This window comes from Sphingomonas sp. RIT328 (assembly GCF_000632225.1).
GTDB classification, from domain to species: Bacteria; Pseudomonadota; Alphaproteobacteria; order Sphingomonadales; family Sphingomonadaceae; genus Sphingomonas; species Sphingomonas kyungheensis.
The window spans coordinates 63,004-87,716 of sequence record NZ_JFYV01000055.1 but is presented as its reverse complement, the minus strand read 5'-3'; the positions used below and the strand labels follow the sequence as shown (position 1 = coordinate 87,716).

20 protein-coding genes and 2 tRNA genes are annotated in these 24,713 nt (G+C 68.5%); 7 read left to right on the top strand and 15 right to left on the bottom strand.

What is annotated here, in order from left to right; genetic code table 11:
• Window position 1 precedes the first annotated feature (1 nt).
• From treF to BW41_RS18820, 9 genes are all read right to left on the bottom strand, one after another.
• Window positions 2-1,531 (bottom strand): alpha,alpha-trehalase TreF, encoded by a 1,530-nt coding sequence (gene treF, locus BW41_RS18860; RefSeq protein WP_037536629.1) that lies wholly within the window; start codon window positions 1,529-1,531, stop codon window positions 2-4.
• Complete coding sequence (locus tag BW41_RS18855; protein ID WP_327195603.1) at window positions 1,528-3,309, bottom strand: glycogen debranching protein; 1,782 nt, start codon at window positions 3,307-3,309, stop codon at window positions 1,528-1,530. Before BW41_RS18855 ends, treF begins: the two co-directional genes overlap by 4 nt.
• The gene (locus BW41_RS18850) at window positions 3,306-4,925 is read right to left on the bottom strand and encodes an alpha-D-glucose phosphate-specific phosphoglucomutase (RefSeq protein WP_037536627.1); all 1,620 of its coding nucleotides are present in this window, start codon (window positions 4,923-4,925) and stop codon (window positions 3,306-3,308) included. The genes BW41_RS18855 and BW41_RS18850 overlap by 4 nt, the downstream gene beginning before the upstream one ends.
• A complete protein-coding gene (gene glgA, locus BW41_RS18845) occupies window positions 4,922-6,337 on the bottom strand; it encodes a glycogen synthase GlgA (protein WP_037536625.1) in 1,416 nt (471 codons plus the stop codon). The genes BW41_RS18850 and glgA overlap by 4 nt, the downstream gene beginning before the upstream one ends.
• The gene (gene glgC, locus BW41_RS18840) at window positions 6,334-7,596 is read right to left on the bottom strand and encodes a glucose-1-phosphate adenylyltransferase (RefSeq protein ID WP_037536624.1); all 1,263 of its coding nucleotides are present in this window, start codon (window positions 7,594-7,596) and stop codon (window positions 6,334-6,336) included. The genes glgA and glgC overlap by 4 nt, the downstream gene beginning before the upstream one ends.
• A gap of 45 nt (window positions 7,597-7,641) precedes the next feature.
• Window positions 7,642-9,807 carry a 1,4-alpha-glucan branching protein GlgB gene (gene glgB / locus BW41_RS18835; protein WP_037536623.1) on the bottom strand — a complete coding sequence of 722 codons (2,166 nt, stop codon included), beginning with the start codon at window positions 9,805-9,807 and terminating at the stop codon, window positions 7,642-7,644.
• A complete protein-coding gene (locus BW41_RS18830; RefSeq protein WP_037536621.1) occupies window positions 9,804-12,251 on the bottom strand; it encodes a glycogen/starch/alpha-glucan phosphorylase in 2,448 nt (815 codons plus the stop codon). Before BW41_RS18830 ends, glgB begins: the two co-directional genes overlap by 4 nt.
• A gap of 79 nt (window positions 12,252-12,330) precedes the next feature.
• Entirely contained in the window at window positions 12,331-13,638 is a 1,308-nt protein-coding gene (locus BW41_RS18825) for an Nramp family divalent metal transporter (RefSeq protein ID WP_037536619.1), read from the bottom strand.
• An 87-nt stretch (window positions 13,639-13,725) separates the two neighbouring features.
• Entirely contained in the window at window positions 13,726-14,361 is a 636-nt protein-coding gene (locus BW41_RS18820; RefSeq protein ID WP_037536617.1) for a DNA-3-methyladenine glycosylase family protein, read from the bottom strand.
• A gap of 72 nt (window positions 14,362-14,433) precedes the next feature.
• Between BW41_RS18820 and BW41_RS18815 the strand changes: the two genes are divergently transcribed.
• Entirely contained in the window at window positions 14,434-14,751 is a 318-nt protein-coding gene (locus BW41_RS18815; RefSeq protein ID WP_037536615.1) for a 2Fe-2S iron-sulfur cluster-binding protein, read from the top strand.
• Between the two features lie 376 nt (window positions 14,752-15,127).
• Here the strand turns inward: BW41_RS18815 and rlmB are convergent, their stop codons facing one another.
• On the bottom strand, window positions 15,128-15,871 hold the full coding sequence (gene rlmB / locus BW41_RS18810; RefSeq protein WP_037536613.1) for a 23S rRNA (guanosine(2251)-2'-O)-methyltransferase RlmB: 744 nt from the start codon (window positions 15,869-15,871) through the stop codon (window positions 15,128-15,130).
• 188 nt (window positions 15,872-16,059) lie between these two features.
• On the opposite strand from rlmB, the gene BW41_RS18805 reads away from it, so the two are divergent.
• The 4 genes from BW41_RS18805 to BW41_RS18790 all read left to right on the top strand — a co-directional run bounded on the left by BW41_RS18805 (window position 16,060) and on the right by BW41_RS18790 (window position 18,933).
• A tRNA-Tyr gene (locus tag BW41_RS18805) sits at window positions 16,060-16,145 on the top strand.
• A 219-nt stretch (window positions 16,146-16,364) separates the two neighbouring features.
• Window positions 16,365-16,940, top strand: coding sequence for an SRPBCC family protein (locus BW41_RS18800; RefSeq protein ID WP_037536611.1), 576 nt, complete (start codon window positions 16,365-16,367; stop codon window positions 16,938-16,940).
• A complete protein-coding gene (locus tag BW41_RS18795; RefSeq protein WP_037536610.1) occupies window positions 16,937-18,118 on the top strand; it encodes a zinc-dependent alcohol dehydrogenase in 1,182 nt (393 codons plus the stop codon). The genes BW41_RS18800 and BW41_RS18795 overlap by 4 nt, the downstream gene beginning before the upstream one ends.
• Before the next feature lie 29 nt (window positions 18,119-18,147).
• Window positions 18,148-18,933, top strand: a complete 786-nt coding sequence (locus BW41_RS18790) for an SDR family NAD(P)-dependent oxidoreductase (protein ID WP_037536608.1) — start codon at window positions 18,148-18,150, stop codon at window positions 18,931-18,933.
• A 344-nt stretch (window positions 18,934-19,277) separates the two neighbouring features.
• On the opposite strand, the gene BW41_RS18785 is transcribed toward BW41_RS18790, so the two are convergent.
• Window positions 19,278-19,351 (bottom strand) — tRNA-Gly (locus BW41_RS18785).
• 182 nt (window positions 19,352-19,533) lie between these two features.
• Here BW41_RS18785 and BW41_RS18780 point away from each other — a divergent pair.
• Entirely contained in the window at window positions 19,534-20,793 is a 1,260-nt protein-coding gene (locus BW41_RS18780) for a methyltransferase family protein (protein WP_081793196.1), read from the top strand.
• A gap of 8 nt (window positions 20,794-20,801) precedes the next feature.
• Here the strand turns inward: BW41_RS18780 and BW41_RS18775 are convergent, their stop codons facing one another.
• The 4 genes from BW41_RS18775 to purM are packed head-to-tail and all read right to left on the bottom strand — an operon-like array spanning window position 20,802 to window position 23,319.
• Window positions 20,802-21,392 carry a hypothetical protein gene (locus tag BW41_RS18775; RefSeq protein ID WP_037536606.1) on the bottom strand — a complete coding sequence of 197 codons (591 nt, stop codon included), beginning with the start codon at window positions 21,390-21,392 and terminating at the stop codon, window positions 20,802-20,804.
• Window positions 21,389-21,658, bottom strand: coding sequence for a hypothetical protein (locus BW41_RS18770; RefSeq protein ID WP_037536604.1), 270 nt, complete (start codon window positions 21,656-21,658; stop codon window positions 21,389-21,391). The genes BW41_RS18775 and BW41_RS18770 overlap by 4 nt, the downstream gene beginning before the upstream one ends.
• A complete protein-coding gene (gene purN / locus BW41_RS18765) occupies window positions 21,655-22,200 on the bottom strand; it encodes a phosphoribosylglycinamide formyltransferase (RefSeq protein WP_037536602.1) in 546 nt (181 codons plus the stop codon). The genes BW41_RS18770 and purN overlap by 4 nt, the downstream gene beginning before the upstream one ends.
• A 6-nt stretch (window positions 22,201-22,206) precedes the next feature.
• Window positions 22,207-23,319, bottom strand: coding sequence for a phosphoribosylformylglycinamidine cyclo-ligase (purM, locus tag BW41_RS18760; protein WP_037536600.1), 1,113 nt, complete (start codon window positions 23,317-23,319; stop codon window positions 22,207-22,209).
• 140 nt (window positions 23,320-23,459) lie between these two features.
• Between purM and BW41_RS18755 the strand changes: the two genes are divergently transcribed.
• A complete protein-coding gene (locus BW41_RS18755) occupies window positions 23,460-24,713 on the top strand; it encodes a hypothetical protein (RefSeq protein ID WP_037536597.1) in 1,254 nt (417 codons plus the stop codon).

Below are 24,713 nucleotides of genomic sequence, written 5' to 3'. Positions count from 1 at the left end.
ATCAGCGCGTCGGTGGCGCGGACAGCAGCGTCCGCGTCACGCCGTTGGTCCAGCCGAACCCGTCCTGCAACGGATATTCCCCGCCGCCGCCGGGCAGCCGCTCGACGACATTGTATTTCTCGAGCAGCTTGCCGCTGGCGGCATATTCGCGGGCCACGGTCGCCAGCCAGCCGTCGGCGATGCGGGTGGCGAGCGCCTCCTCGCGATAGCGGCGCAGTCCGGCGATCGCGACATATTGCAGCGGCGCCCAGCCGTTGGGCTCGTCCCACTGCTGGCCGGTGCGCACCGCCGTGGTGCCGAGCCCTTCGCCGACCAATGGCGCGAGCGCCCGTGCGGTCGCCTGCGCCCGCGGCGCGGGGGCGAGGCCGACGAACAGCGGATAGGCCATCGCCGCAGTACGCGCCGCGGTCGGCCGCCGCGCGTCGAGATCATGGTCGGCATAGAAGCCGGCAGGGTTCCACAGATGCCGCTCGATCGCCACGCCACGATCGCGCGCGGCGGCATCATAGCCCGCCGCGCAGGCGGTATCACCGAGCTGGCGGCAATTGGCGGCGATGCTCCGCTCCATGCCGTAGAGCAGGCTGTTGAGATCGACCGGCACGATCCGCGTCGTCCGGATCGTCGCCAGCGTCCGCCCGTCGCCGAGCCAGCGCGAGCTGAAGTCCCAGCCGCTTTCCGCCCCGGCGCGCAGGTCACGGTACAGCGTCCTGGCGTCGCGCCCCGGCGTCGCCGCGACGAGCGCGGCATCCTCGCGATAGCTTTCGTCGCGCGGATCGTCGCGATCGTCCCAATAGCGGTTGAGCAACGCGCCATCGACGAGGCGGACGACGCGGGCATGTTCGCCGCCGGGCTTGAGCCCGTCCGCGCCCGCCATCCAGAAATCATGTTCCGCGCGCATCCACCGCGTCCGCTGCGCCAGCGTCCCGGCATCGCGCGACAAACCGGCGATCAGGTAGAAGAAGGGCGGCTGCGAGCGGCTGAGATAATAGGTCCGCGTGCCATTGGGGATGCGGCCGTAGCGATCGATCAGGCTGCCGAAATCGGCGATCATGTCCTCGACCAGATCCTGCCGCCCCGACGCTTGCAGGCCCAGCATCGTGAAGTAGGAATCCCAATAATACATCTCGCGGAACCGCCCGCCCGGTACGACGAAGCGCCGTGGCAGCGACAGCGCCGACGATCCTGCCGGCACGCTCGGCAGCGTCCGGGTCAGCTGCGGCCACAGCGCGTCGATATGCGCGGCGAGGCCGAGCGTCTTCGCCGGCGGCGGTGCTGCGGGCGTCACCGGCAAGGTGAAATGCGCGAGCACGAACGCCTTGAGCTCGGCATCGTCGCCACAGGCGCAACGACTATAGTCGGCAAGGATCGCGGCATCCGGTGCACGCGGCTCGGCATCGGCGAAGGTCTTCGAGTCGGGAAAGATCTGCCGCATCTGCACGTCGCGGAACAGCGCGCCGAACCGCTGCGCCGGCGACAGGGGCGTCGCCGCGACGAGCAGACCGGACAGCGCGAGCAGCAGGGGGCGGATCATGAGCGATTCTCCAGCGACTGGCCGTGGCACAGCGCAACGCGCCGCGTCCGCCGATCGACCCGCAGTGTGACGGCGGCGTCCCCGTCGGGCAAGCGCAGCACGAAGCCGTCCGCCCCGTCCCAGTCGCCGTCGCGCATCGGCTCGCCGTCGAGCCGGCGCCAGTCGGCGGCGAGATAGGGCGCCACCCGGTCGAGTCCATGCGCGGCGCGGAAGGCGGCGAGCGCGGCGACGAAGGCCTCCAGCGCGGTGTCGCGCGTCGTCCAGTCGACCCAGCCGATCGCATTGTCCTGCGCATAGGCATTGTTGTTGCCGCGTTGCGTGCGCGCGAACGCGTCGCCCGCGGTCAGCAGGATCGTGCCGCGCGACGCGAACAGCAGGGTGAGCAGCGCCCGGCGATCGGCGTCGCGCCGGGCGAGGACGGCGGCATCGTCGGTCTCGCCCTCGACGCCGTTGTTCCAGCTGTGATTGTCGCCATGGCCGTCGCGATTGTCCTCGCCATTGGCGTGATTGTGCCGCTCGGCATAAGCGACGGTGTCGGCGAGCGTGAAGCCGTCATGCGCGGCGACGAAATTGACGCTGCGGGTCGCACCCGCGCCGAACACGTCCGCCGATCCCGCGATCCGAGTCGCGAGCGCCCCCGCCGCGCCGTCACCGCGCCAGAAGCGGCGCAGGTCGTCGCGATAGCGGTCGTTCCATTCGAGCCAGGTCTGCGGGAAGCGTCCGAGCTGATAGCCGCCCGGCCCGATATCCCACGGCTCGGCGATCATCACCCGCGTCGCGAGCAGCGGGTCGGCGGCGATCTCGGCGAAGATCGGCGCCTGCGGATCGAAACCGGGGCCGCGTGCCAGCACCGGCGCGAGATCGAAGCGGAAGCCGTCGACCCCGGCGCGCGCGAAATGACGCAGGCTGGCGAGGATCAGCGCGCGCACCGCCGGCTGCGCGCAGTCGAGCGTGTTGCCGGTGCCGCTGTCGTTGATCAGCGTGCCGTCCTCGCCATGGGCGAAGTACAGCGCCTCGTCGAGGCCGCGCAGCGACAGGGTGGGGCCGTCGCGGTCGCTCTCGCCATTGTGGTTGAACACGAGGTCGAGGATCACGCCGATCCCCGCGGCGCGCAGCGTCGCGACGGTGGCGGTCAGCTCGGCGAGGCCGCCGGGGGCGAGCCGCGGGTCGATCGCCATCGGCACGACCGGATTATAGCCCCAGGCATTGCGCAATCCGAGCGGCGGCAGGTGGCGTTCGTCGATCCACGCGACGATCGGCATCAGTTCGATCGCCGCGACGCGCAGCCGCTGGAGATGCGCGATCACCGCCGGATGCGCGAGCGCGGCGATCGTGCCGCGCTGCGCTGCGGGCACCTCCGGGTGCAACATGGTGAAGCCGCGCACGTTGACCTCGTAGATCAGCCCGCCGGGCGCGAAGATCGGCGGCGGCGGCAGGATGTCGGGCGCCTCGGCGACGATGCTCCACGGCACGAGCGAGCCCGTCTCCACCCCCGGCGCGCCGAGCCGGGGATCATAGGCGAAGGGGCGGTCGAGCGCGGTCGCATAGGGATCGACCAGCAGCTTCGCCATGTCCGCCTCGGCCCGATAGCCATAAGGCTGACCGAGCCCGATGCCGGCGACCGTAGCGGTCCAGACGCCCTCGCCCGCGTCGCGCATCGCGACACGCCGCTCGCTGGCACCGTCCCAGAGGCACAGCCAGACCGGCGTCGCCGCGCGTACCGCGAAGCTGACGCCCGATTCGCTTGGCGTCGCGCCCAGCACGGGCGCGGCGATCACGTGATGACGTCCGGCTCGCTACGCCCGGTGTGGCGGGTGATGCCGGCGATCTCGTCCGCCGCCGCGACGATATCGGCGAGCATCGCGCCGGTCTCCTGGTCGAGGTCACCGCCGGCGGGTTCGTAGCGTTCCAGATAGACGCGCAACGTCGCGCCGCTGGTGCCCGTGCCCGACAGGCGGAAGACGACGCGGCTGCCGCCGTCGAACAGGATGCGCACGCCCTGGTTGCGGCTGACCGAGCCGTCGGTCGGATCGTTATAGGCGAAGTCGTCCGCGGTCGCGATGCGCAGCCCGGCGACCGTGCGGCCCGGCAGCCCGGCGAGCGAGCCGCGCAGCTCCGTCATCAGCGCATCGGCGCGGGCGCTGTCGACGCCCTCGTAATCGTGGCGGGCGTAATAGTTGCGGCCATAGGTCGCCCAATGGTCGCGCGCGATCGCATCGACCGATTCGCCGCGCACCGCGAGGATGTTGAGCCAGAGCAGCACCGCCCACAGCCCGTCCTTCTCGCGGACGTGATCCGATCCGGTGCCCGCGCTCTCCTCGCCGCAGATCGTCGCCATGCCCGCGTCGAGCAGATTGCCGAAGAACTTCCACCCCGTCGGCGTTTCGAAAATCGGCACGCCGAGCGTTTCGGCGACGCGATCCGCCGCGGCGCTGGTCGGCATCGAGCGGGCGATGCCCTTGAGGCCGGCCTTATAGCCGGGGGCGAGGTGTGCGTTCGCCGCGAGCATCGCGAGGCTGTCCGAGGGCGTGACGAAGCGGGCGCGGCCGATGATGAGATTGCGGTCGCCGTCGCCGTCCGACGCCGCGCCGAAATCAGGGGCGTCCGCCGCCATCATCGTCTCGTACAGCGCGCGCGCATGGACGAGGTTGGGATCCGGATGGTGGCCGCCGAAATCCTCGAGCGGCTCGCCGTTGCGCACCGTGCCGGGCGCAAAGCCGAGCCGGCGTTCGAGGATCTCGGTCGCATAGGGGCCGGTGACGGCGCTCATCGCGTCGAACGCCATCGTCAGCCCGGCGGCGCGGATCGCGTCGAAGTCGAACAGCCGCTCCATCAGCGCGGCATAATCGGCGACCGGATCGACCACTTCGACCGTCATCTCGCCGACCGTCACCTCGCCCAGCGTATCGAGATCGACGTCGTCGGCGTCGACGGTCAGCCAGCGGTCGATCGTCCTGGTGCGCTGGTACAGGGCCTCGGTGACCGGCTCGGGCGCCGGTCCGCCGTTGGCGATATTGTATTTGATGCCGAAATCCTCGGTCGGGCCGCCCGGATTGTGGCTCGCCGAGAGCACCAGCCCGCCGAGCGCGCCGCGGATGCGGATCATGTTGCTCGCCGCGGGGGTGGAGAGCAGCCCGCCGCGGCCGACGACGACGCGGCCGAAGCCGTTCGCCGCGGCGATGCGGATCGCCTTCTGGATCACCTCGCGGTTGAGGAAACGCCCGTCGCCGCCGATCACCAGCGTCGCGCCGTCCTTGCCGTCGATCACGTCGAACACCGACTGGACGAAATTCTCGGCATAATTGGGCTGTTGGAAGACGGTGACCTTCTTGCGCAGTCCCGACGTACCGGGCTTCTGGTCCGAATAGGCTTGGCTCGCGACGGTGCGGATCATGCGGTTCCTGTCAGGCTGTGGTAGAGATCGGCATAGCGTCGCCCGCTTTCCGACCAGGAGAAATCGGCGCGCATCCCATTGCGCTGCAAGGTGCACCATAGGTCGGGGCGCGCATAGGCCGCAATGGCGCGCGCGATCGCATGCGCCAGCGTGTGGTAATTGGTCTCGCCATGCTGGAAGCCGGTCGCGACCCCCGCGGCGAGCGCGGCCTGATTGGCGTCGATCACCGTATCGGCGAGCCCGCCGGTGCGCGCGACGATCGGCACGCAGCCGTAGGCGAGGCCGTAGAGCTGGGTGAGGCCGCACGGCTCGAAGCGCGACGGGATCAGGATCGCGTCGGCGCCGCCCTGCAACAGGTGCGACAGCGGCTCGTCATAGCCGATCCGCACCGCGATCCGCCCCGGGTGCCGCGCCGCCGCGGCGAGGAAGGCGGCTTCGAGATGCGCGTCGCCCGAGCCGAGCAGCGCCAGCCGGCCGCCGCCCGCGACCAGTTCTTCGAGGCAGGTGACGAGCACGTCCATGCCCTTCTGCCAGGTCAGCCGGCTGATCACGGTGAACAGCGGCCCGTCGCCCGCCTCCAGCCCGAACGTCTTCTCGATCGCGCGCTTGTTCGCCTTGCGCCGGCCGAGCGCGCGGGCGGAATAGCGGCTGGGGAGGGCGGCATCGCGATCCGGGTTCCAGATTGCCGGGTCGATGCCGTTGACGATGCCGTGGACGCTGCCGCGCCGGCTTTCGATGAGTCCCTCCAGCCCCATGCCGAAACGCCCCTCGCGGATCTCGGCGGCATAGGTCGGGCTGACCGTGGTGATCGCATCCGCCGCCTCGAGCCCCGCCTTGAGGAAGCCGACGCCGCCATAATATTCGACGCCGTCGATCGCATAGGCGGCGGCGGGCAGGTCGAGCTCGGCGAACACCGCCGCGTCGAAATGGCCCTGGAAGGCGATATTGTGCACCGTCATCACGCTCGCCGGGCGCCGCGCCGCGCCGCTGCCGTAGCGCAGATAGGCGGGGGCCATCGCCGCCTGCCAGTCATGCGCGTGGAGCACGTCGTAATCGCCGGCGATATCCGCCGCCGCACGTGACAGGGCAGCGAAGCGGCGCCAGTCGTCCTCGTCGCCGTACAGCCCGCCGGGCCGCGCGAACAGCGCCGGCGCGTCGAGCACGAGCAGCGGATGGTCGCCGATCCGCGCGCGCAGCAGCCGCGCCTCCGCACCGAGCAGCCGCGGCCAGCGCCGCACCACCTTGGCGCCCTTGATCGCCTTGCCGATCGCCGGATAGCCCGGGATCATCGTCGTCGTGGCGACGCCATGCGGCGCGAGCGCATCGGGCAGCGCGCCGACCACGTCGGCGAGCCCGCCGGTCTTGACCAGCGGAAACGCCTCGGAGGCGACCGAGAGGACCGACAGCGTCACAGCGCGAGGCGGTCGATCATCGGCTGGGTGATGAGGCAGATGCCCTTGTCGGTGCGCCGGAAGCGCTGCGTGTCGAGCGCCGGGTCCTCGCCGACGACGAGCCCGTCCGGGATCACCACGCCGCGATCGATCACCACCCGCTTGAGCCGCGCGTTCCGGCCGATCTCGCAATAGGGCAGCACCACCGCTTCATCGAGCGACGAGAAGCTGTGCGCGCGTACACCGGTCGATAGCAGGCTGCGGTGGATCGACGAACCCGAGACGATGCAGTTGCCCGAAACGAGGCTCGACACCGCCGAGCCGCGCCGCCCCTCCTCGTCATGGACGAACTTGGCGGGCGGGGTGATCTCCGAATAGGTCCACAGGGGCCATTCGTGATCGTAGACGTCGAGCTGCGGGATGATATCGGTGAGGTCGATGTTCGCCTCCCAATAGGCATCGACCGTGCCGACGTCGCGCCAATAGGCGGCAGGCTCCTCGCTGGTGCGCACGCAGCTCTGCGAGAAGCGATGCGCCTGCGCGGTGCCGTGTTCGACCAGATAGGGGATGATGTCCTTGCCGAAGTCGCGCGCCGAGCCTTCGGTCGCGGCATCGCGCTTCAGCTGCTCGATCAGGAATTTGGTGCGGAAGACATAGATGCCGAGGCTGGCGAGCGCGATATCGGGCTGGCCGGGGATCGCCGGCGGATCGGCGGGCTTTTCGACGAAGTCGATGATCCGGTCGGTCTCGTCGACATGCATCACGCCGAAGGCGACCGCCTCCATCCGCGGCACCTCCATGCAGGCGACGGTGACGTCGGCGCCACTGTCGCAATGCTGCTGGAGCATGATCTCGTAATCCATCTTGTAGATATGATCACCGGCGAGGATCACCATATATTCGACGTTATACGTCTCGATGATGTCGATGTTCTGGAACACCGCGTCGGCGGTGCCCTCATACCATTGGAACTCCGACACGCGCTGCGAGGCGGGCAGGATGTCGAAGCTTTCGTTGCGCTCCGGCCGCAGGAAGTTCCAGCCGCGCTGGAGATGGCGGATCAGCGAATGCGCCTTGTATTGCGTCGCGACGCCGATCCGCCGGATGCCCGAATTGATCGCATTCGACAGCGCGAAGTCGATGATCCGGCTCTTGCCGCCGAAGTACACCGCCGGCTTGGCGCGCGTGTCGGTCAGTTCCATCAACCGGCTGCCGCGGCCCCCTGCCAGCACATAAGCCATCGCGTCGCGCGAAAGCGGCTGTCCTCGTCTGTCTACCATGGCACCCTCCTGTTTCATCCTTGTCGGCATCGCGTCGGATGCCGGTCAGCCGTCGAATTGCAGCATCACCGTGGCGAGCGGCGGCAGCGTCACCCAGGCCGCGCCGCCCTGCGCCTCGACCCCGCCGAGATTGCCGAGGCCCGAGCCCCAATAGTCATGCGCGTCGGAATTGATGATCTCGCGCCAGCGCCCGTCGTGCGGCAGCGGGATGCGATAGGGCGCCCGCGCTACCGGCGTCAGATTGGCGATCACCGCGACTGGTCGCTCGCCGGGCGCCTTGCGCAGCCAGGCGAAGACCGAATTGGCGGCATCGTCGCCGATCAGCCATTCGAACCCGTCGGGCTCGCAGTCGCGCGCATGCAGCGCCGGCGTGTCGCGATACAGGCGGTTGAGGTCGCGGACGAGCTTGCGCACGCCGCCATGCGCCGCCGACCGGTCGAGATGCCAGTCGAGCGCGCGATCCTCGCTCCATTCCTGCCGCTGCGCGAATTCCTGTCCCATGAACAGCAGCTTCTTGCCGGGATAGCCCCACATGAAGGCGTAATAGGCGCGCAGGTTGGCGAATTGCTGCCAGTCGTCGCCCGCCATCTTGGTGAGGAGTGATCCCTTGCCGTGCACCACCTCGTCGTGGCTGAGCGGCAGCACGAAATTCTCGTCGAAGGCATAGACGAAGCCGAAGGTGATCTCGCCGTGATGATGACGGCGATGGACGGGCTCGCGCGCAAAATACTGGAGCGTGTCGTGCATCCAGCCCATGTTCCATTTGAACCCGAAGCCGAGATTGGTGCGCGGCCCGTCGTCGAAGGCCGGGGCCGAGACGCCGGGCCAGCTCGTCGATTCCTCGGCGACGGTGAAGACGCCGTCTTCCTTGCCGTAAAGCGCGCGGTTCATGTCGCGCAGGAAGCCGACCGCCTCCCAATTCTCGCGCCCGCCCTCGCCATTGGGGATCCACTCGCCCGCCTCGCGGCTGTAGTCGCGGTAGAGCATCGAGGCGACCGCATCGACGCGCAGCCCGTCGACATGGTAGCGCTCCGCCCAGAACAGCGCGTTGTTGATCAGGAACGAGCGCACCTCGCGCCGCCCGAAATTGTAGATCGCGGTCTGCCAGTCGGGGTGGAAGCCGAGCCGCGGGTCCTCATGCTCGTAGAGCGCGGTGCCGTCGAAACGGGTGAGGCCGTGCGGATCGACCGGGAAATGCGCCGGCACCCAGTCGAGCAGCACGCCGATGCCGGCGCGATGCGCACCGTCGACGAAGCGCGCGAAGCCGTCGGGATCGCCGAACCGCGCCGACGGGGCGTAGAGCCCGGTGGTCTGATATCCCCATGACGGATCATAGGGATGTTCGCTGATCGGCATGAACTCGATATGGGTGAAACCCATATCGACGACATAGGGGATCAGCCGGTCGGCGAGCGCATCCCACGACAGATACCAGCCATTGGCGTCGCGATCCCAGCTGCCGGCATGCACTTCGTAGATGCTCACCGGCACGCGGCGCGGATCGACCGTCGACCAGGTCTGCCGATGCGCGGCATCGCCCCAGACGTGGCTCGGCGGCGCGGTGGTCAGCGACGCGGTCTTCGGGCGCAGCTCGGCGGCGAAGGCGAAGGGATCGGCTTTGAGCGGCTGGAGCGTGCCGTCGGGGCCGAGGATGGCGAATTTGTAGCTGCGGCCGGCGCCGATGTCGGGCAGGAAGATCTCCCACACGCCGATGTCACCGCGGCGGCGCATCACATGGCGCGTATCGTTCCAGTCGTTGAAGTCGCCGACCACCGAGACGCGTCGCGCGTTGGGCGCCCAGACCGCGAAATGCACCCCCGCCGCGCCCTGATGGGTGATGAGGTGCGCGCCCATCTTGTCGTAGAGGCGGAAATGCGATCCTTCCGCGATCAGATAATCGTCGGTCGGGCCGAGCACCGGGCCGAAGCTGTACGGATCGGTCACCCACCATTCGGCGCCATAGCCCTGCGCGCGATAGGCGATCGGCTGCGGATCGCCGGCGATCGTCCCTTCGAACAGCCCACGATCGTCGATCCGGGTCAGCCGGCCGAGCGACACGCCGGACAGATCGTGCGCCTCGGCCGTCTCGGCGCCGGGGATCAGCGTGCGCGCGAAGGTGCCCGCCGGTCCGGTGAAACTGCCGAGCAGCGAGAACGGATCGTCGTGACGCCCTTCCAGCAGTGCAGCGATGGCGCCACGCGGCGGCGTCACATCACACCCCAGATCTGCCTGGCATATTCGCCGATCGTCCGGTCCGACGAGAACCACCCCATATTGGCGACGTTGAGCACCGCCGACCGGTCCCACGCCGGCCGGTCGCCGAAGCGGGCGTCGACGTTGCGCTGCGCGGCGGCATAGGCATCGAAATCGGCGGCGAGCATGAACCAGTCATGCTCGTAGAGGCCGTCCATCAACCCCTTGTAGCGATTGGGATCGTCGGGCGAGAAGACGCCGGAGGCGATGGCGTTGACCGCCTGCGCCAGCTCGCGCGACCCCTCGATCACCTCGCGCCCGCGATAGCCGTGCGCGCGCTTGTCGGCGACCTCGTCGGCGGTCAGGCCGAAGATGAAGATATGATCGTCGCCGACGTGATCCTTGATCTCGATATTGGCGCCGTCGAGCGTGCCGATCGTCAGCGCGCCGTTGAGCGCGAACTTCATGTTGCCGGTGCCCGAGGCTTCCATCCCAGCGGTCGAGATCTGCTCGGAGAGGTCGGCGGCGGGGATGATCTTCTCGGCGAGGCTGACGTTGTAATTGGGGACGAACGCCACCTTGAGCAGATCGCCGACCATGGGGTCGGCATTGATCCGCTTGGCGACGTCGTTGGCGAGCTTGATGATCAGCTTGGCGTTGTAATAGCTCGACGCCGCCTTGCCGGCGAACAGCTTGACGCGCGGCGTCCAGCGGCGTTCGGGATGGCTGCGGATCTGGTCGTAGAGCGCGACCGCCTCGACGATGTTGAGCAGCTGGCGCTTATATTCGTGAATGCGTTTGATCTGGACGTCGAAGATCGCATCGGGGTCGAGCGACAATCCCATGCTTTCTTTGATATAGGTCGCCAGCGTCACCTTGTTGGAACGCTTAACGGCAGCGAAACGCTCCCGGAAACCCGCATCGTCCGCGAACGGCGCCAGCGCGCTGAGCCGCGCGGCATCATCCTGGAATCCGTCGCCGATCGCCTCGGTCAGCAGCGTCGTGAGGGCCGGATTGCACTGTTGCAGCCAGCGGCGCGGGGTGATGCCGTTGGTCTTGTTGTTGATCCGCGTCGGATAGAGGCGGTGCAGATCGGCGAACACCGTCTGCTTCATCAGTTCGGTATGCAGCGCGGCGACGCCGTTGACGCTGTGGCTGCCGGCAAAGGCGAGATTGGCCATGCGGACGCGCCGTTCGCCGCCCTCGTCGATCAGGCTGATCGCGGCGATCGCATTGCCGTCGATGCCCTCCACCGCCGACGCCTCGCGGAGCAACTTGGCGTTGATCGCATAGACGATCTGCATGTGCCGCGGCAGCAGCCGCTCGAACAGCGGCAGCGGCCAGCTTTCCAGCGCCTCGGGCAGCAGGGTATGGTTGGTATAGCCAAAGGTCGCACGGGTGATGTCCCACGCCTCATCGAAGGTGAGTTCGTGGAAATCGACCAGCAGCCGCATCAGCTCGGCGACCGACACCGCCGGATGCGTGTCGTTGAGCTGGATCGCCGCCTTGTCGGGCAGGGTGCGGATATCGCCAAAATATTGCAGGTGACGGCGGACGATGTCCTGGATCGACGCCGAGGAGAAGAAATATTCTTGGCGCAGCCGCAGCTCCTGCCCGGCCGGCGTGCTGTCATTGGGGTAGAGGACGCGGGTCAGCGTCTCGGCGCGCAACTGGCCGGCGAGCGCGCCTTCGAAATCGCCGGCGTTGAACCGGTCGAGCTTGATCGGATCGAAGGCGCGCGCATTCCACAGCCGCAGCGTGTTGACGCGCTTGCCGCGCCAGCCGACCATCGGCGTATCGACCGCCACCGCCTCGACCGCCTCGGCGGGCGACCAATGCACCTGACCCGCCGCGGTCTGCGTCACCTCGCCGCCGAAGCCGACGAAATAGGCGCTCTCGCGCCGTTCGAACTCCCACGGATTGCCATGCGCGAGCCAGTTCTCGGGGAGCTCGACCTGCCAGCCGTCGTCGAGCCGCTGGCGGAACATGCCGTTCACATAGCGGATGCCATAGCCGTAGGCGGGCAGGTCGAGGCTGGCGAGGCTCTCCATGAAGCAGGCGGCGAGCCGGCCGAGGCCGCCGTTGCCGAGCGCGGCATCGGGCTCGATCTCCTCGATCGCGGCGAGATCGACGCCGAGGCTGGCGAGCGCCTCGCCGACCTCGTCATTATGGCGCAGGTTGGAGAGCGCGTCGCGCAGCAGCCGCCCGATCAGGAATTCCAGGCTGAGGTAATAGACCCGCTTGGCCCCCGCGGCATGCGCCGCCTTGGTCGATTCCATCCAGCGTTCGATGATCTCGTTGCGCAGCGTGAAGATCGTCGCGGCGAGCCAGTCGTGCGGCCGTGCCGCCTGCGCGTCCTTGCCGATGCGATGCACCAGCGTGTCGACGATCGCCGAGGCGAGCGCGGGCGGCGCGGGGCGGGGGGCAGACGCGATCGGGGCGGCGGCTTGGCTGTCTGTCACGGCATGTCCGAAGCAAGAGGAGACGAAGAAAGGCTGCCGCGTCGCGCCTGTCGAGCGCGAAAACGGCCATTTTCGAAGCTTATAGCATGCTGATCAATAAGGTCAGGTTGAGCACGACGATGATCGCCGCGATCAGCCAGGCGAGTCCGCGCAGCCACAGCGGGCTGACGAAACGGCCCATCACCCGCGTTTGGCCGGTGAACAGCACCAGCGGCACGACGGCAAAGGGCAGCTGGAGGCTGAGTACCACCTGGCTCAGCACCAGCAGCCGCGTCGCGCCGCCTTCGCCGCTCGCGCCGACGACGATCACCGCCGGGATGATCGCCAGCAACCGCGTCACCAGTCGGCGCAGCCAGCTCGGCAGCCGGAGATGGAGGAACCCCTCCATCACGATCTGCCCGGCGAGCGTGCCGGTGATCGTCGAATTCTGTCCCGAGGCGAGCAGCGCGACGCCGAAGACGATGCTCGCCGCGCCGACGCCCATCATCGGCGCGAGCAGGCGATAGGCTTCGTCGATCTCGGCGATCTCGGTGCGGCCGGCGGTATGGAAGACCGCGGCGGCGACGATCAGGATCGCGGCGTTGATGAAGAAGGCGAGGCCGAGCGCGATCGTGCTGTCGATCGTCGCCATCTTCGCCGCATCCGCCTTGCCCGCGTCGCTGCGCTCGAATGCACGCGTCTGCACGAGCGAGGAATGGAGGTAGAGGTTGTGCGGCATCACCGTCGCGCCGAGGATGCCGATCGCGAGGTACAGTTTCGCCGGATCGGTGATGATCCCGGGTGACGGCACCAGCCCGGCGAGCATGCCACCGACGTCGGGTCTGGCGTGGAAAAGCTCGAAGGCGAAGCAGCCGGCGATGATCAGCAGCAAGGCGACGATGAACGCTTCCAGCTTGCGGAAGCCGAAGCGTTGCAGCGCGAGGATCAGGAAGACGTCGGCGGCGGTGACGATCACGCCCCACACCAAGGGAATGCCGAACAGCAGTTGCAGCGCGATCGCGGTGCCGAGCACCTCGGCCAGGTCGCAGGCGATGATCGCGATCTCGGCGAGCAGCCAGAGCAGCAGCGCCACCGGCTTGCTGTAATAGGCCCGGCACGCCTGCGCGAGATCCAGCCCCGCGGCGATGCCGAGCCGCGCCGACAGCGCCTGCAAGACGATCGCCATCAGATTCGAGAGCAGGATGACCGACAGCAGCGTATAACCGAACGCCGAGCCGCCGGCGATGTCGGTCGCCCAATTGCCCGGGTCCATATAGCCGACCGCGACGAGGAAGCCCGGCCCCATGAACGCCCCGAGCCGCCGCCAGCCCGCACCGCCGCTCGGCACCGCGACGCTGCGATGGCTGCCGGACAGCGACACGGCGGGGGCAGAGGCGGGTGGCGTCATGGCGCCGGTGTGTGGCGGAAGCCGCGGGCGGCGGCAAGCGGCCTGTCGCGCTCCCGGTTCAATCCATCTTATCAAACACCTGTCCGATTAGACCGGCGACGCGTCGACATCCGGTCCGGCGCCGTAATGATGCCAGGTGAAGATGGCGAGCGCGCCGCGATGCGGCCGCCACGCCTCGGCGAGGTCGCGCGTCAGTTTCTCCGACGGGCGCGCTTCGTGGCCGAGCAGCCGGCCGACCTCGATCTGCACCGCCAGGTCGCCCGCCGGCCAGATATCCGGCCGCCCCTCGGCGAACAGCAGGTAGATCTCCGCCGACCAGCGCCCGATCCCCTTGACGCGGACGAGCTGCGCGATCGCCGCCTCATCATCCTCGGGCAAATGGGCGAGGTCGAGCCGGCCGCTCGTCACCTCCTCGGCGAGGCTGCGGACATAGCTCGCCTTCTGCCGCGACAGGCCGGCGGCGCGCAGCGTCTCGTCGCTCGCGGCGAGGATGGTGTGCGGATCGCCCGGATCACCGACCAGAGATTCGAGCTTGCGATAGACCGCAGCGGCGGAGGCGACGCTGACCTGTTGCCCCAGGATCGTCCGCAACAGCGTCGCATAGCCGCGCTCGCGTACCCGCGGCGGCGGGTAGCCGACCCGGGCAAGGCCGCTGGCGAAGGCCGGCTCGACCGCGGCAAGTGCATCCATCGCCGTGCGAATCTGTTCGGCGGTCAGGCCCATGCGGATACCCACGCGGCTTGATCCCGGCGCACCGGCACGGCATGGCCGCGACTGCCATCATCGGAGACTGTCATGCCCAAGCTTATCGTCGTTACGCGCGAGGGGGAAGAACGTGAGATCATGGGCGAAACCGGCCTGTCGGTGATGGAGGTGATCCGCGACGCCGGCATTGACGAGCTGCTCGCGCTATGCGGCGGCTGCTGCAGCTGCGCCACCTGCCACGTCCACGTCGACCCCGCCTTCACCGACAAGCTGCCCGCGATGGGCCCCGACGAGGACGATCTGCTCGATTCGAGCGACGAGCGCGACGCCACCTCGCGCCTGTCGTGCCAGATCCAGATGACGCCCGCGCTCGACGGCCTCAAGGTCACCATCGCCGCAGAGGATTGAGCGGACGGCGCTTCCCGGCGTCGTTCAGCGGGAAGAACTTCGCCCCGTTGATCGACCACCCCGGCGAAGGCCGGGGTTCAGGTGGGAGCGCATCGTAAGTGATCGCTAGTGTTACCCGACTGGACCCCGGCCTGCGCCGGGGTGGTTTAGGTTAGTGGATGAAATCGCGGAGAGGCGATTGGAAATTCGCCAATCCGCGTTTGCTCTGCTGAGGCATCAACCAATCTCAACAGTGATCCCGCGCAGGCGGGAGCCCAGTGTTTCTTTGAGAAATCAGGGGTTGCTCTGCTTGGCCACTGGATTCCCGCCTGCGCGGGAATACTGGCTCGCATAAGTCCGGATAGGTCGTCCACACTCTCCTAAGCATGGACGCCTGCTACCGCGCCGCCACCGCATAAAGCGCAATCGCCGCCGCGTTCGACACGTTGAGGCTCTCCACCTTGCCGCTGATCGGCAGCTTGGCGAGCTCGTCGCAATGCGCCTCAGTATTCTGGCGCATGCCTTCGCCCTCGGCGCCGAGCACGATGCAGATCCGCTGCGACCCCATCGCCTGCCCCAAAGTCTGGTCGGCATGGCCGGTGAGCCCGATCCGCCAGAAGCCCGCCTCGGCGATCTCCTCGAGCGCGCGGGCGAGGTTGACGACGCGCACCCACGGCACCGTCTCGAGCGCGCCCGACGCCGAGCGGGCGACCGTACCGCTCTCGGGCGGGGCGTGGCGGTCCTGCGTGACGATGCCGAGCGCGTCGAACGCCGCGGCCGAGCGCAGGATCGCGCCGACATTGTGCGGATCGGTGACCTGGTCGAGCACCACCAGCGGACGCTGGTCGTCCTTGCCGTCGATCAGCAGGTCCTGCAGCCAGATGTCGTCGAGCGGCTCGACCTCGGCGACGAGGCCCTGATGCGGCGCGTCGGACGGCACCAGCCGGCCGAGATCGGCGACATCGGCATAGACCACCGGCAGCGACGCCGGAATGTCGAGCGAGCCGAGCGCCTCGCGCGTCCCCCACAATTTGCGTACCACCCGGTTGGGATTGGCGAGTGCCGCGGTGACCGGATGCCGGCCCCAGAATTTGGGGCGGTTGGCGGTGCCCGTCGACGGGCGATGGCCACGCCGCGCCATCAGCGCAGCGCTCCGATGGGGCGGAGAAGGGCAGGGGCGGTCGGCTTGAACATGATGCCGCTGCTGCTAGGCGGGCCGGGCGCTTCGCGCAAGCGCGTGACGGTTCGGTGAAAAACCGCCGCAACCGCGTTGACAGCCGCGCTGCGCTTCGCCAATAGGCCGCCTCGCTTCAGCGAAGCGGCCCATCTGGACAGGTGGCCGAGTGGTTAAAGGCAGCAGACTGTAAATCTGCCCGTGCAAGCGTACGCTGGTTCGAATCCAGCCCTGTCCACCACCTCCCCGCTCCGGCGGGGAGGTCCCGCACCAGCCGCTCCTGCCGCGCTGACGGTCCCCGCCGATCCCGTCGAGATACGTCATGGACTCCCGTCGCTGGCGGCGCTGGCGCCCCCCCCATGGGCGGCAATCGTCTTTATCTAATTGAATCTGGACGCGTAACGACAGGAACGTAGACGGATTCCGAGCGGTTGGGGCGGTCTTGCGAAGGGAGACCAGCATGACCGACCGACGCGATGATGCGCCGCCCACCACTAAGAAGCACGGCGATGCCGCCGACGCCGCCACCGCCTCGCTGATCGAGGGCAAGGGCAGTTCCGTCGTCGGCCGATCGGTGACGATCGACCGCCCGGCGAACGAGCTGTTCGCCTATTTCCGTGATTTCACCAATCTGCCGCACTTCATGGAAAATATCGTCTCGATCACCGTCGCCGATCCCAAGGTGTCGCATTGGGTGGTCAAGGCGCCGGCCGGCGCGACGATGGAATGGGATGCGCGCATCACCCAGGAAGAGCCCGACCGGCTGATCGCCTGGACCTCGCAGCCCGGCGCCGACATCGCCAATTCGGGCCGCATCGAGTTCCGGGATGCCGGCGCGCGCGGCACCGTGGTGACCGCGACGATCGCCTACGACCCGCCCGGCGGCACGATCGGCAAGCTGATCGCCAAGATGTTTCAGCGCGAGCCGGCCATCCAGGCGCGCCGCGACCTGCGCCGCTTCAAGCAGCTGATGGAGACCGGAGAGGTCGCCACCCCGGCGATGAACCCCAAGCAATATGAGGAGATGGGGCTGTGAAAGCACTCGCCTGGCACGGTAAGCACGACGTCCGCATCGACACCGTCGACGATCCCGAGATCGTCAACCCGCGCGATTGCATCATCAAGGTGACGTCGACCGCGATCTGCGGCTCCGACCTTCATCTCTATGACGGCTATATCCCGACGATGCAGGCCGGCGACATCCTCGGCCACGAATTCATGGGCGAAGTGGTCGAGGTCGGGCCGAAGTCGACGCTCAAGAAGGGCCAGCGCGTCGTCGTGCCCTTCACCATTGCCTGCGGCAGTTGCTACCATTGCAACAAGCATCAATATTCCGCCTGCCCGAACGGCCTGCCGGCGGACAATCAGGATATCGCGCAGGAGCTGTACGGGCACGAGATGTCGGGCCTGTTCGGTTATAGTCATATGACCGGCGGCTATGCCGGCGGCCAGGCGGAATATGTCCGCGTGCCGTTCAGCGACGTCGGCCCGATCGTCATTCCCGACGGCGTCGACGACGACAAGGTGCTGTTCCTCTCCGACATCCTGCCGACCGGCTGGCAGGCGGCGGAATATGCGCAGATCGAGCCGGGCGATACCGTCGCGGTCTGGGGTTGCGGCCCGGTCGGGCTGTTCGCCGTCCAGTCGGCGTTCCTGATGGGCGCCGAACGCGTCATCGCGATCGATCATTTCCCGCACCGGCTCGAACTCGCCAAGCGGTTCGGCGCCGAGACGATCAACTTCGAGGAGAGCGCCACCTATGAGGCGCTGATGGAGATGACCGGCGGCATCGGTCCCGATGCGGTAATCGACGCGGTCGGGCTCGAGGCGCACGGCATGTTCGTCGACAACATCATCGATCAGATCAAGGCGTCGACCTTCCTCGGCACCGATCGCCCGCATTCGATCCGTCAGGCGATCATCGCCTGCCGCAAGGGCGGCCGGGTCTCGATGCCGGCGGTCTATGGCGGCTTCGTCGACAAATTCCCGCTCGGCGCGTTCATGGAAAAGGGGCTGACGCTCAAGACCGGGCAGACCCACGTCCAGCATTACATGCCGGCGCTGCTCAATGCGATCATGGAGGACAAGATCGATACCGAGTTCCTCATCTCGCATCGCATGCCGCTGACCGATGCGCCCAAGGGCTATGACCTGTTCAAGAACCACCAGAACGAGACGACCAAGATCGTGCTCAAGCCCGGCATGGCGGGTTGAGCGTCACCACAATAGCGAAGGACACGCAGATGGCTGAACGTTTCGCGATCATCACCGGCGCCTCGACCGGCATCGGCTTCGAACTGGCGTCGCTCGCGGCGCGCAACGGTTATGACATCCTCGTCGTCGCCGACGAGCCGCTGATCGAGGCGGCGGCGGCCGACTTCCGCCAATATGGCCATGGCGTCGACGCGCTGGAGGCCGATCTGTCGTCGCCGGAGGGGGTCGACAAGTTGCTCGCCGCGACCAACGGGCGGACGATCGACCTGCTCTGCGCCAATGCCGGCCGCGGCCTCGGCCACGCCTTTCTCGACCAGGCGGTCGACGACTGGCGCGCCGTGGTGGAGACCAACATCACCGGCACCGCCTATCTGCTCCAGAAGGTGCTCAAGGACATGGTCGCGCGCAACGACGGCAAGGTGCTCGTCACCGGATCGATCGCGGGCTATATTCCGGGCGCATTCCAGGCGGTGTACAACGGCACCAAGGCGTTCATCGACAGCTTCGTCGCGGCCTTGCAGAATGAAATCAAGGATGCCGACGGCGTCACCATCACCAACCTGATGCCGGGACCGACCGACACCGAATTCTTCGCGCGCGGCGACATGCTCGACACCGACGTCGGCACCGATCCCCACAAGGACGATCCCGCCAAGGTCGCCGCCGACGGCTGGGACGCACTGATGGACGGCAAGGCGGCGGTGGTGTCAGGCTGGAAGAACAAGCTGCAATCGGCGGTGGCGAACGTCACCCCCAATGCCGTGCTCGCGGAACAGCATCGCAAGATGGCGGAACCGGGTACCGCGGAGGATTGAGGCGCCGGGGTGCCGCGCGATGGGCGTGGCACCCTTTTGGGGCCAGTTGGGGAATACTTCCGCTCACCTCACCCGCACTCGCGCGACAGTGGGAGCCGCGTGTCTCTTCGAAGCCGCCAGTCGGCGTTCTGCTTGGTCGGCATATTGCCGCCTCCGCCAGATGTCTGCGAAAGTCCTGGCGTCGCCCAGGATGCGCCATCACCCCGGACGTGTTCCGGGGTCCACCGTGCCGCGAAACCACCGCCTTACGCTATTGCGGGAGCAGTGGATGCCGGACCCGCGCCGGCTCACGGGAATCGCCGCATGCCCCACCGACAGGGCACAACGCTTGATCAGAGGAGGAATGGAGCGGGTAACGGGAATCGAACCCGTGTATTCAGCTTGGAAGGCTGCTGCACTACCATTGTGCTATACCCGCAAACCCGCGCTGAACCGCGGTTTTCCGACCCCCGATCCGGTCGTTCCTACGTTGCGGACGCTGGCGTTCCGACAGGGGGTGTCGCGCATCTACCGAACCGCAGATGATCGCGCAAGCATCCCGATAGGCGCGGCTCGGTGTGGTTCATGGCTTGCTTACCCTTGCTCGGCTAGGGGAAGGCGATGCAAGCCGCCCCACCGACCGATGCCTCGCGCCCAGCCTCCGCGGTCGGCCATGGCGTCGGCATCGCCGGGCTGGTCGGCCTCGCCCTGTGGCTGACGATCGCGCTCGCGACCGGCATGGACGGTCCCTATGCCGCGCTGGTCGCGCTCATCGCCTGCGCGCTGCCGATGGTCGGCTGGTCGCTCGCGATCGACAAGGTCCACCGGCGTCACAGTACCGGAATCGACTGGCATCACCCGCGTCCCGCCGTCGAGACGCGCGACGTCAGCCTCACCAAGCTCGCCGGGCTCTACGTCACCTGGGGGGCGATCGCGCTGCTCTACGGCATCGGCCGCTTCTACTGGGACCGCAATTATGGTTTCGCGATGTGGTGCTTCGGCCATGCGATGCCGGTCGTCGCGCTTCTCGCCGTCCCCTATCTGCTGTGGCTCGACCGCTATCTGGTCGATCCGCGCGATGGCGCCTGGCACGTCGGCGCCTGGCTGACCGGCCAGCCCGGGGTCGAGCGGCAGGCGATCTACGGCCATATGCGCAGCTGGGCGGTCAAGGCCTTCTTCCTCGCCTTCATGCTCGCGGTGATCCCCGGCAATTGGGCGGGCTTCGTTCATACCGACTGGCGGCGCCTCGGCGATCCGGTGGCGCTGACGCAATGGCTGATCGCGCTGATGTTCGTCGTCGACGTCGCCTTCGCCACCGTCGGCTATGTGCTGACGCTGCGCCCGCTCGACGCGCATATCCGCAGCGCCAATCCCTATGCCGCGGCGTGGACGGCGGCGCTGATCTGCTATCCGCCGTTCCAGCTGATGGAGGAGGGCGGGCCGCTCGACTATCATCCCGGCACGCAGGACTGGTCGGCGTGGTTCGCGGGCCATCCGCTGCTGCTCGCCGCCTGGGGCGCGATCCTCGTCGCGCTGACCGCGCTCTATGCTTGGGCGACGGTGGCCTTCGGACTACGCTTCTCCAACCTGACGCATCGCGGCATCCTGACGCACGGCCCCTATGCCTGGTCGCGCCACCCCGCCTATCTCGCCAAGAACCTGTTCTGGTGGCTGTCGACGCTGCCGCTGCTGACCACCGGCAGCCTGATCGACGCGGTGCGCGCGACCGCGCTGATGGGCATCGTCAGCGGCATCTATTACTGGCGCGCGCGGACCGAGGAGCGGCATCTCGGCCGCGACCCCGTCTATCGCGCCTACAGCCGGTGGATGACGCGGCACGGCGCGGTGCCGCGCTTCCTGCGCTGGCTGGTCGCGCACTGAGCCTCGGCTCAGCCTGCCGGCCGCTCCTTTGCCCACAGCGTATCGACGCGCTTCTGATTGCCGCCGGTTTCGCGCAGCCGCAGGTCGAGCAGCTCGACCTCGCGACCGCGAAACCGGCGACCGTGCGTCTGCCAGACGATATCGTAGATCGCCTGCCGCGTCGTCGGCTGGTCGTCGGTGAAATAGGTGTAGCGGATCAGCACCGGCAGGCGTCCGGTCTGATCGTCGGCACCGCCGTCGGTCGCCTGGCGCAGCGCGGAGTCGAACCAGTCGGCGTCGATCGTCTGCGTCACCGAATCCTGCGGCGCGACGCCGAGCGCGGTCGGGAAGGTGACGCGGATGTCACCGAGCGGATGCGCTTCCTCGCGGGTCAGCAGGATCGTGCGCTTCTTGGCGTCGACCGTGCCGCGCAACAGGAAACGGGTCTTGTCGCGCGTCGCGCTCGCCTGTTCGATCGCCTTGTCGGCGGCGGCCTCGCGCCGTTCCTGCCAGTTGGTGTAGAGCGTCAGCGCGGCGATCACGACGCCCGCCACCGCCACCAGCTCGGCGAGCGTGATCCAGCGGCGGCGGGTCTGCGCCTGATCGCGCGATTCGCTCATCGCCCGCCCGCCTCCAGCAGCCCGCGCGGCGCGGCGAGCTCCCAGCTGTGCGCGATCCGGTCCTCGATCAGCGCCCAGTCGGCATCGTCGGCGAGCGACATCGTCGACCAGCCGCCGTCGTCGCCGCGCACCTCGACGCCGTCGCCGCGCAGCCGCGCGAAGGGCGTGTCGGCGACGGTGAAGGTCGGCGCACCGTCCTCGTCGCGCTCCGCCGCCTCGGGCAGCAGCAGGGCGAGGTCGCGGACGCGGGTGAGGGCTGACGTCATCGGCTGACGAACTCCTTGAGGACTTGCGGATACAGGCGGTGTTCGGCGACCAGCACCCGCGCGGCGAGCGTCTCGGGCGTATCACCGGGGAGGATCGGTACCTCGGCCTGGCCGAGCAGCGGGCCGGCGTCGAGCTCCTCGGTGACGAGGTGGACCGAACAGCCGCCGACCGCGTCGCCATGGGCGATCGCGCGCGCATGCGTGTCGAGCCCCTTGTACAGGGGCAGCAGCGACGGATGGACGTTGACGATCCGGTCGCGCCAGCGCGCGACGAAATCGGCGGAGACCAGCCGCATATAGCCGGCGAGCGCGATCACCTCGCACCCCGCCGCGCGCAACGCGGCGTCGAGCTCCGCCTCATAGGCGGCCTTGCCGATCCCCTTGGGTGACAGCGCGAAGGTGGCGATGCCACGCGCCCGCGCCCAGTCCAGCCCCGGCGCATCGGGCTTGTCGGAGGCGACCAGCGCGACGGGGATCCCCGCCTCGACCAGCGCCATCATGTTCGAGCCCCGGCCCGAGATCAGGATGCCGACCGCCTTCATCGACGGTCAGCCATGATCGTGCGTCGCGGTCCAGTCGTGGCGCGCGCTCCACGTCTCGGTCGAGCCGCGCACCGTGCAGCCGCGCTTGCCCGCCTCGACGCGGCCGATCCGGTGGACCGTCTCGCCCGCCGCGCCGAGCGCCGCGGCGACCCGGTCGGCGTCGTCGGCGGCGACGACCACCGCCATGCCGATGCCGCAGTTGAAGGTGCGCGCCATCTCCTCGGGCTCGATCGCGCCCTGCGCCTGGAGGAAAGCCATCAGCCGCGACTGCTCCCAGGCGTCGGCGTCGACCACTGCATGTGTGCCCTCGGGCAGGACGCGCGGGATATTCTCGAGCAGCCCGCCGCCGGTGATATGGGCGAGGCCCTTGATCGCCCCCTTGCGCAGCAGCGGCAGCAGGCTCGCGACATAGATGCGCGTCGGCGCCATCAGCAGGTCGATCAGCAGCCGGTCGGCGTCGAACAGCGCCGGCCGGTCGAGCTTCCAGCCGCGATCCGCGGCGAGCCGGCGGACCAGCGAGAAACCGTTGGAATGGACGCCCGACGAGGCGAGGCCGAGGATGACGTCGCCCGCCGCGATCGTCTGGCCGGTGAGCACGCGGTCGCGCTCGACCGCGCCGACGCAGAAGCCGGCGAGGTCATAGTCGCCCGGGGCGTACATGCCCGGCATCTCCGCCGTCTCGCCGCCGATCAGCGCGCAGCCCGCCTGCCGGCAGCCCTCCGCGATCGACGCGACGACGCGTTCGGCGATGCCGGTGTCGAGCTTGGCGGTGGCGTAATAGTCGAGGAAGAACAGCGGCTCGGCGCCCTGGACGATCAGGTCGTTGGCGCACATCGCGACGAGGTCGACGCCGACGCCCTCATGCCGGTCCCATTCGATCGCGAGCTTGAGCTTGGTGCCGACGCCGTCATTGGCGGCGACGAGCAGCGGATCGGAGAAGCCCGCCGCCTTGAGGTCGAACAAGCCGCCGAAGCCGCCGAGCTCGGCATCCGCACCCGGCCGCCGCGTCGCCTTGGCGAGCGGCCCGATCGCGCGGACCAGCGCGTTGCCCGCGGCGATCGATACGCCGGCATCGGCATAGGTGTAGGACTGGTCGGACGGGGAGGGCGGCTGGCTCATCCGGCCAGCCTGCTAAGATTTTCGCCCCGCGCTGGCAACAAGGATCGGTAGCGGCGACCGGTGCGCCGGGCGCGGGCGGCGGGGGCAGGGCGCATATCGCGCTTGGCATCGCCCGCCCGCTTCGCCAAAAGGCCTGCACCATGCGCATGCCATCCCTGTTTCCCTCGCTCGCCGGGGCGACGCTGCTGCTCGCCGCGGGCGCCTATGCGCAGATCGAAGGCGGCCGCGGCGTCACCCCGGTCGACAGTTCGGGCGATTTCGAGGTCGGCGGCGTCAGCGTCGACGTCGCCGCCAAGACCGCGGAGGGCGCACGGCTCGGCGGCTGGCGGCTCGCCCAGCGCAAGGCGTGGGTGCAGCTGTCGAAGCGGCTCGGCGGCGACGGCGCTTTGGTCTCCGACGGCACGCTCGACCAGCTCGTCTCGGGCATCGTCGTCGAGAATGAGCAGATCGGCCCGACGCGTTACGTCGCGCGGCTCGGCGTGCTGTTCAACCGCGGCCGTGCGGCGGGGCTGCTCGGCATCAGCGCCTATGCCGACCGCTCGCGGCCGATGCTGCTCGTGCCGCTGCAGGTGTCGGGCGGGGTCGAGACGGTGTTCGAGCAGCGCAACGACTGGCAGGAGGCCTGGGCGCGCTTCCGCACCGGCAACAGCGCAATCGATTATGTCCGCCCCTCGGGGACCGGCGCCGATTCGCTGCTGCTCAACGCCGGCCAGATCGCGCGGCCGGGACGCGGCTGGTGGCGGCAGGTGATCGACCAATATGGCGCGAGCGACATCCTCATCCCGGTCGTCCGCCTCTATCGCAGCTATCCGGGCGGGCCGATCATCGGCGTGTTCCAGGCGCGCCACGGTCCCGACAATCAGTTGATCGGCAGCTTCACGCTGCGCGTCGGCAGCGCGGCGGGCCTGCCGCGGCTGCTCGACGCCGGGGTGACGCGGATGGACGGCCTGTTCCAGCAGGCGTTGCGCGGCGGTGCGCTCGGGCTCGACCCGACGCTGCCGCCGCCGCCCGCGCCCGAGCCGGTGGTCGATCCGAACGACAGCGACGACGCGGCGGGCGGCGAGACGCTTGCCGAGATCGTCGGCGACACCGGCGCCGCGGATGCGGGCATTCCGCTCACCATCCAGTTCGACACGCCGGGCGCGAGTGCGGTCGCCAACACAGAAGGGCTGGTGCGCGGCATCGCCGGGGTGCGCTCGGCGAGTACCACCAGCCTCGCGCTCGGCGGCCTGTCGCTGATGCGCGTCGTCTATGACGGCGATCCCGAGGCGCTGCGCCGCGCGCTCGAGGTCCGCGGCTTCCAGGTGACCGGATCGGGGCAGACGCTGCGCATCCGCCGCGCGCCGCAGCTGCTGCCGTCGAACCTGCCCGCCGATCCCAACCCGGCCGGCTGA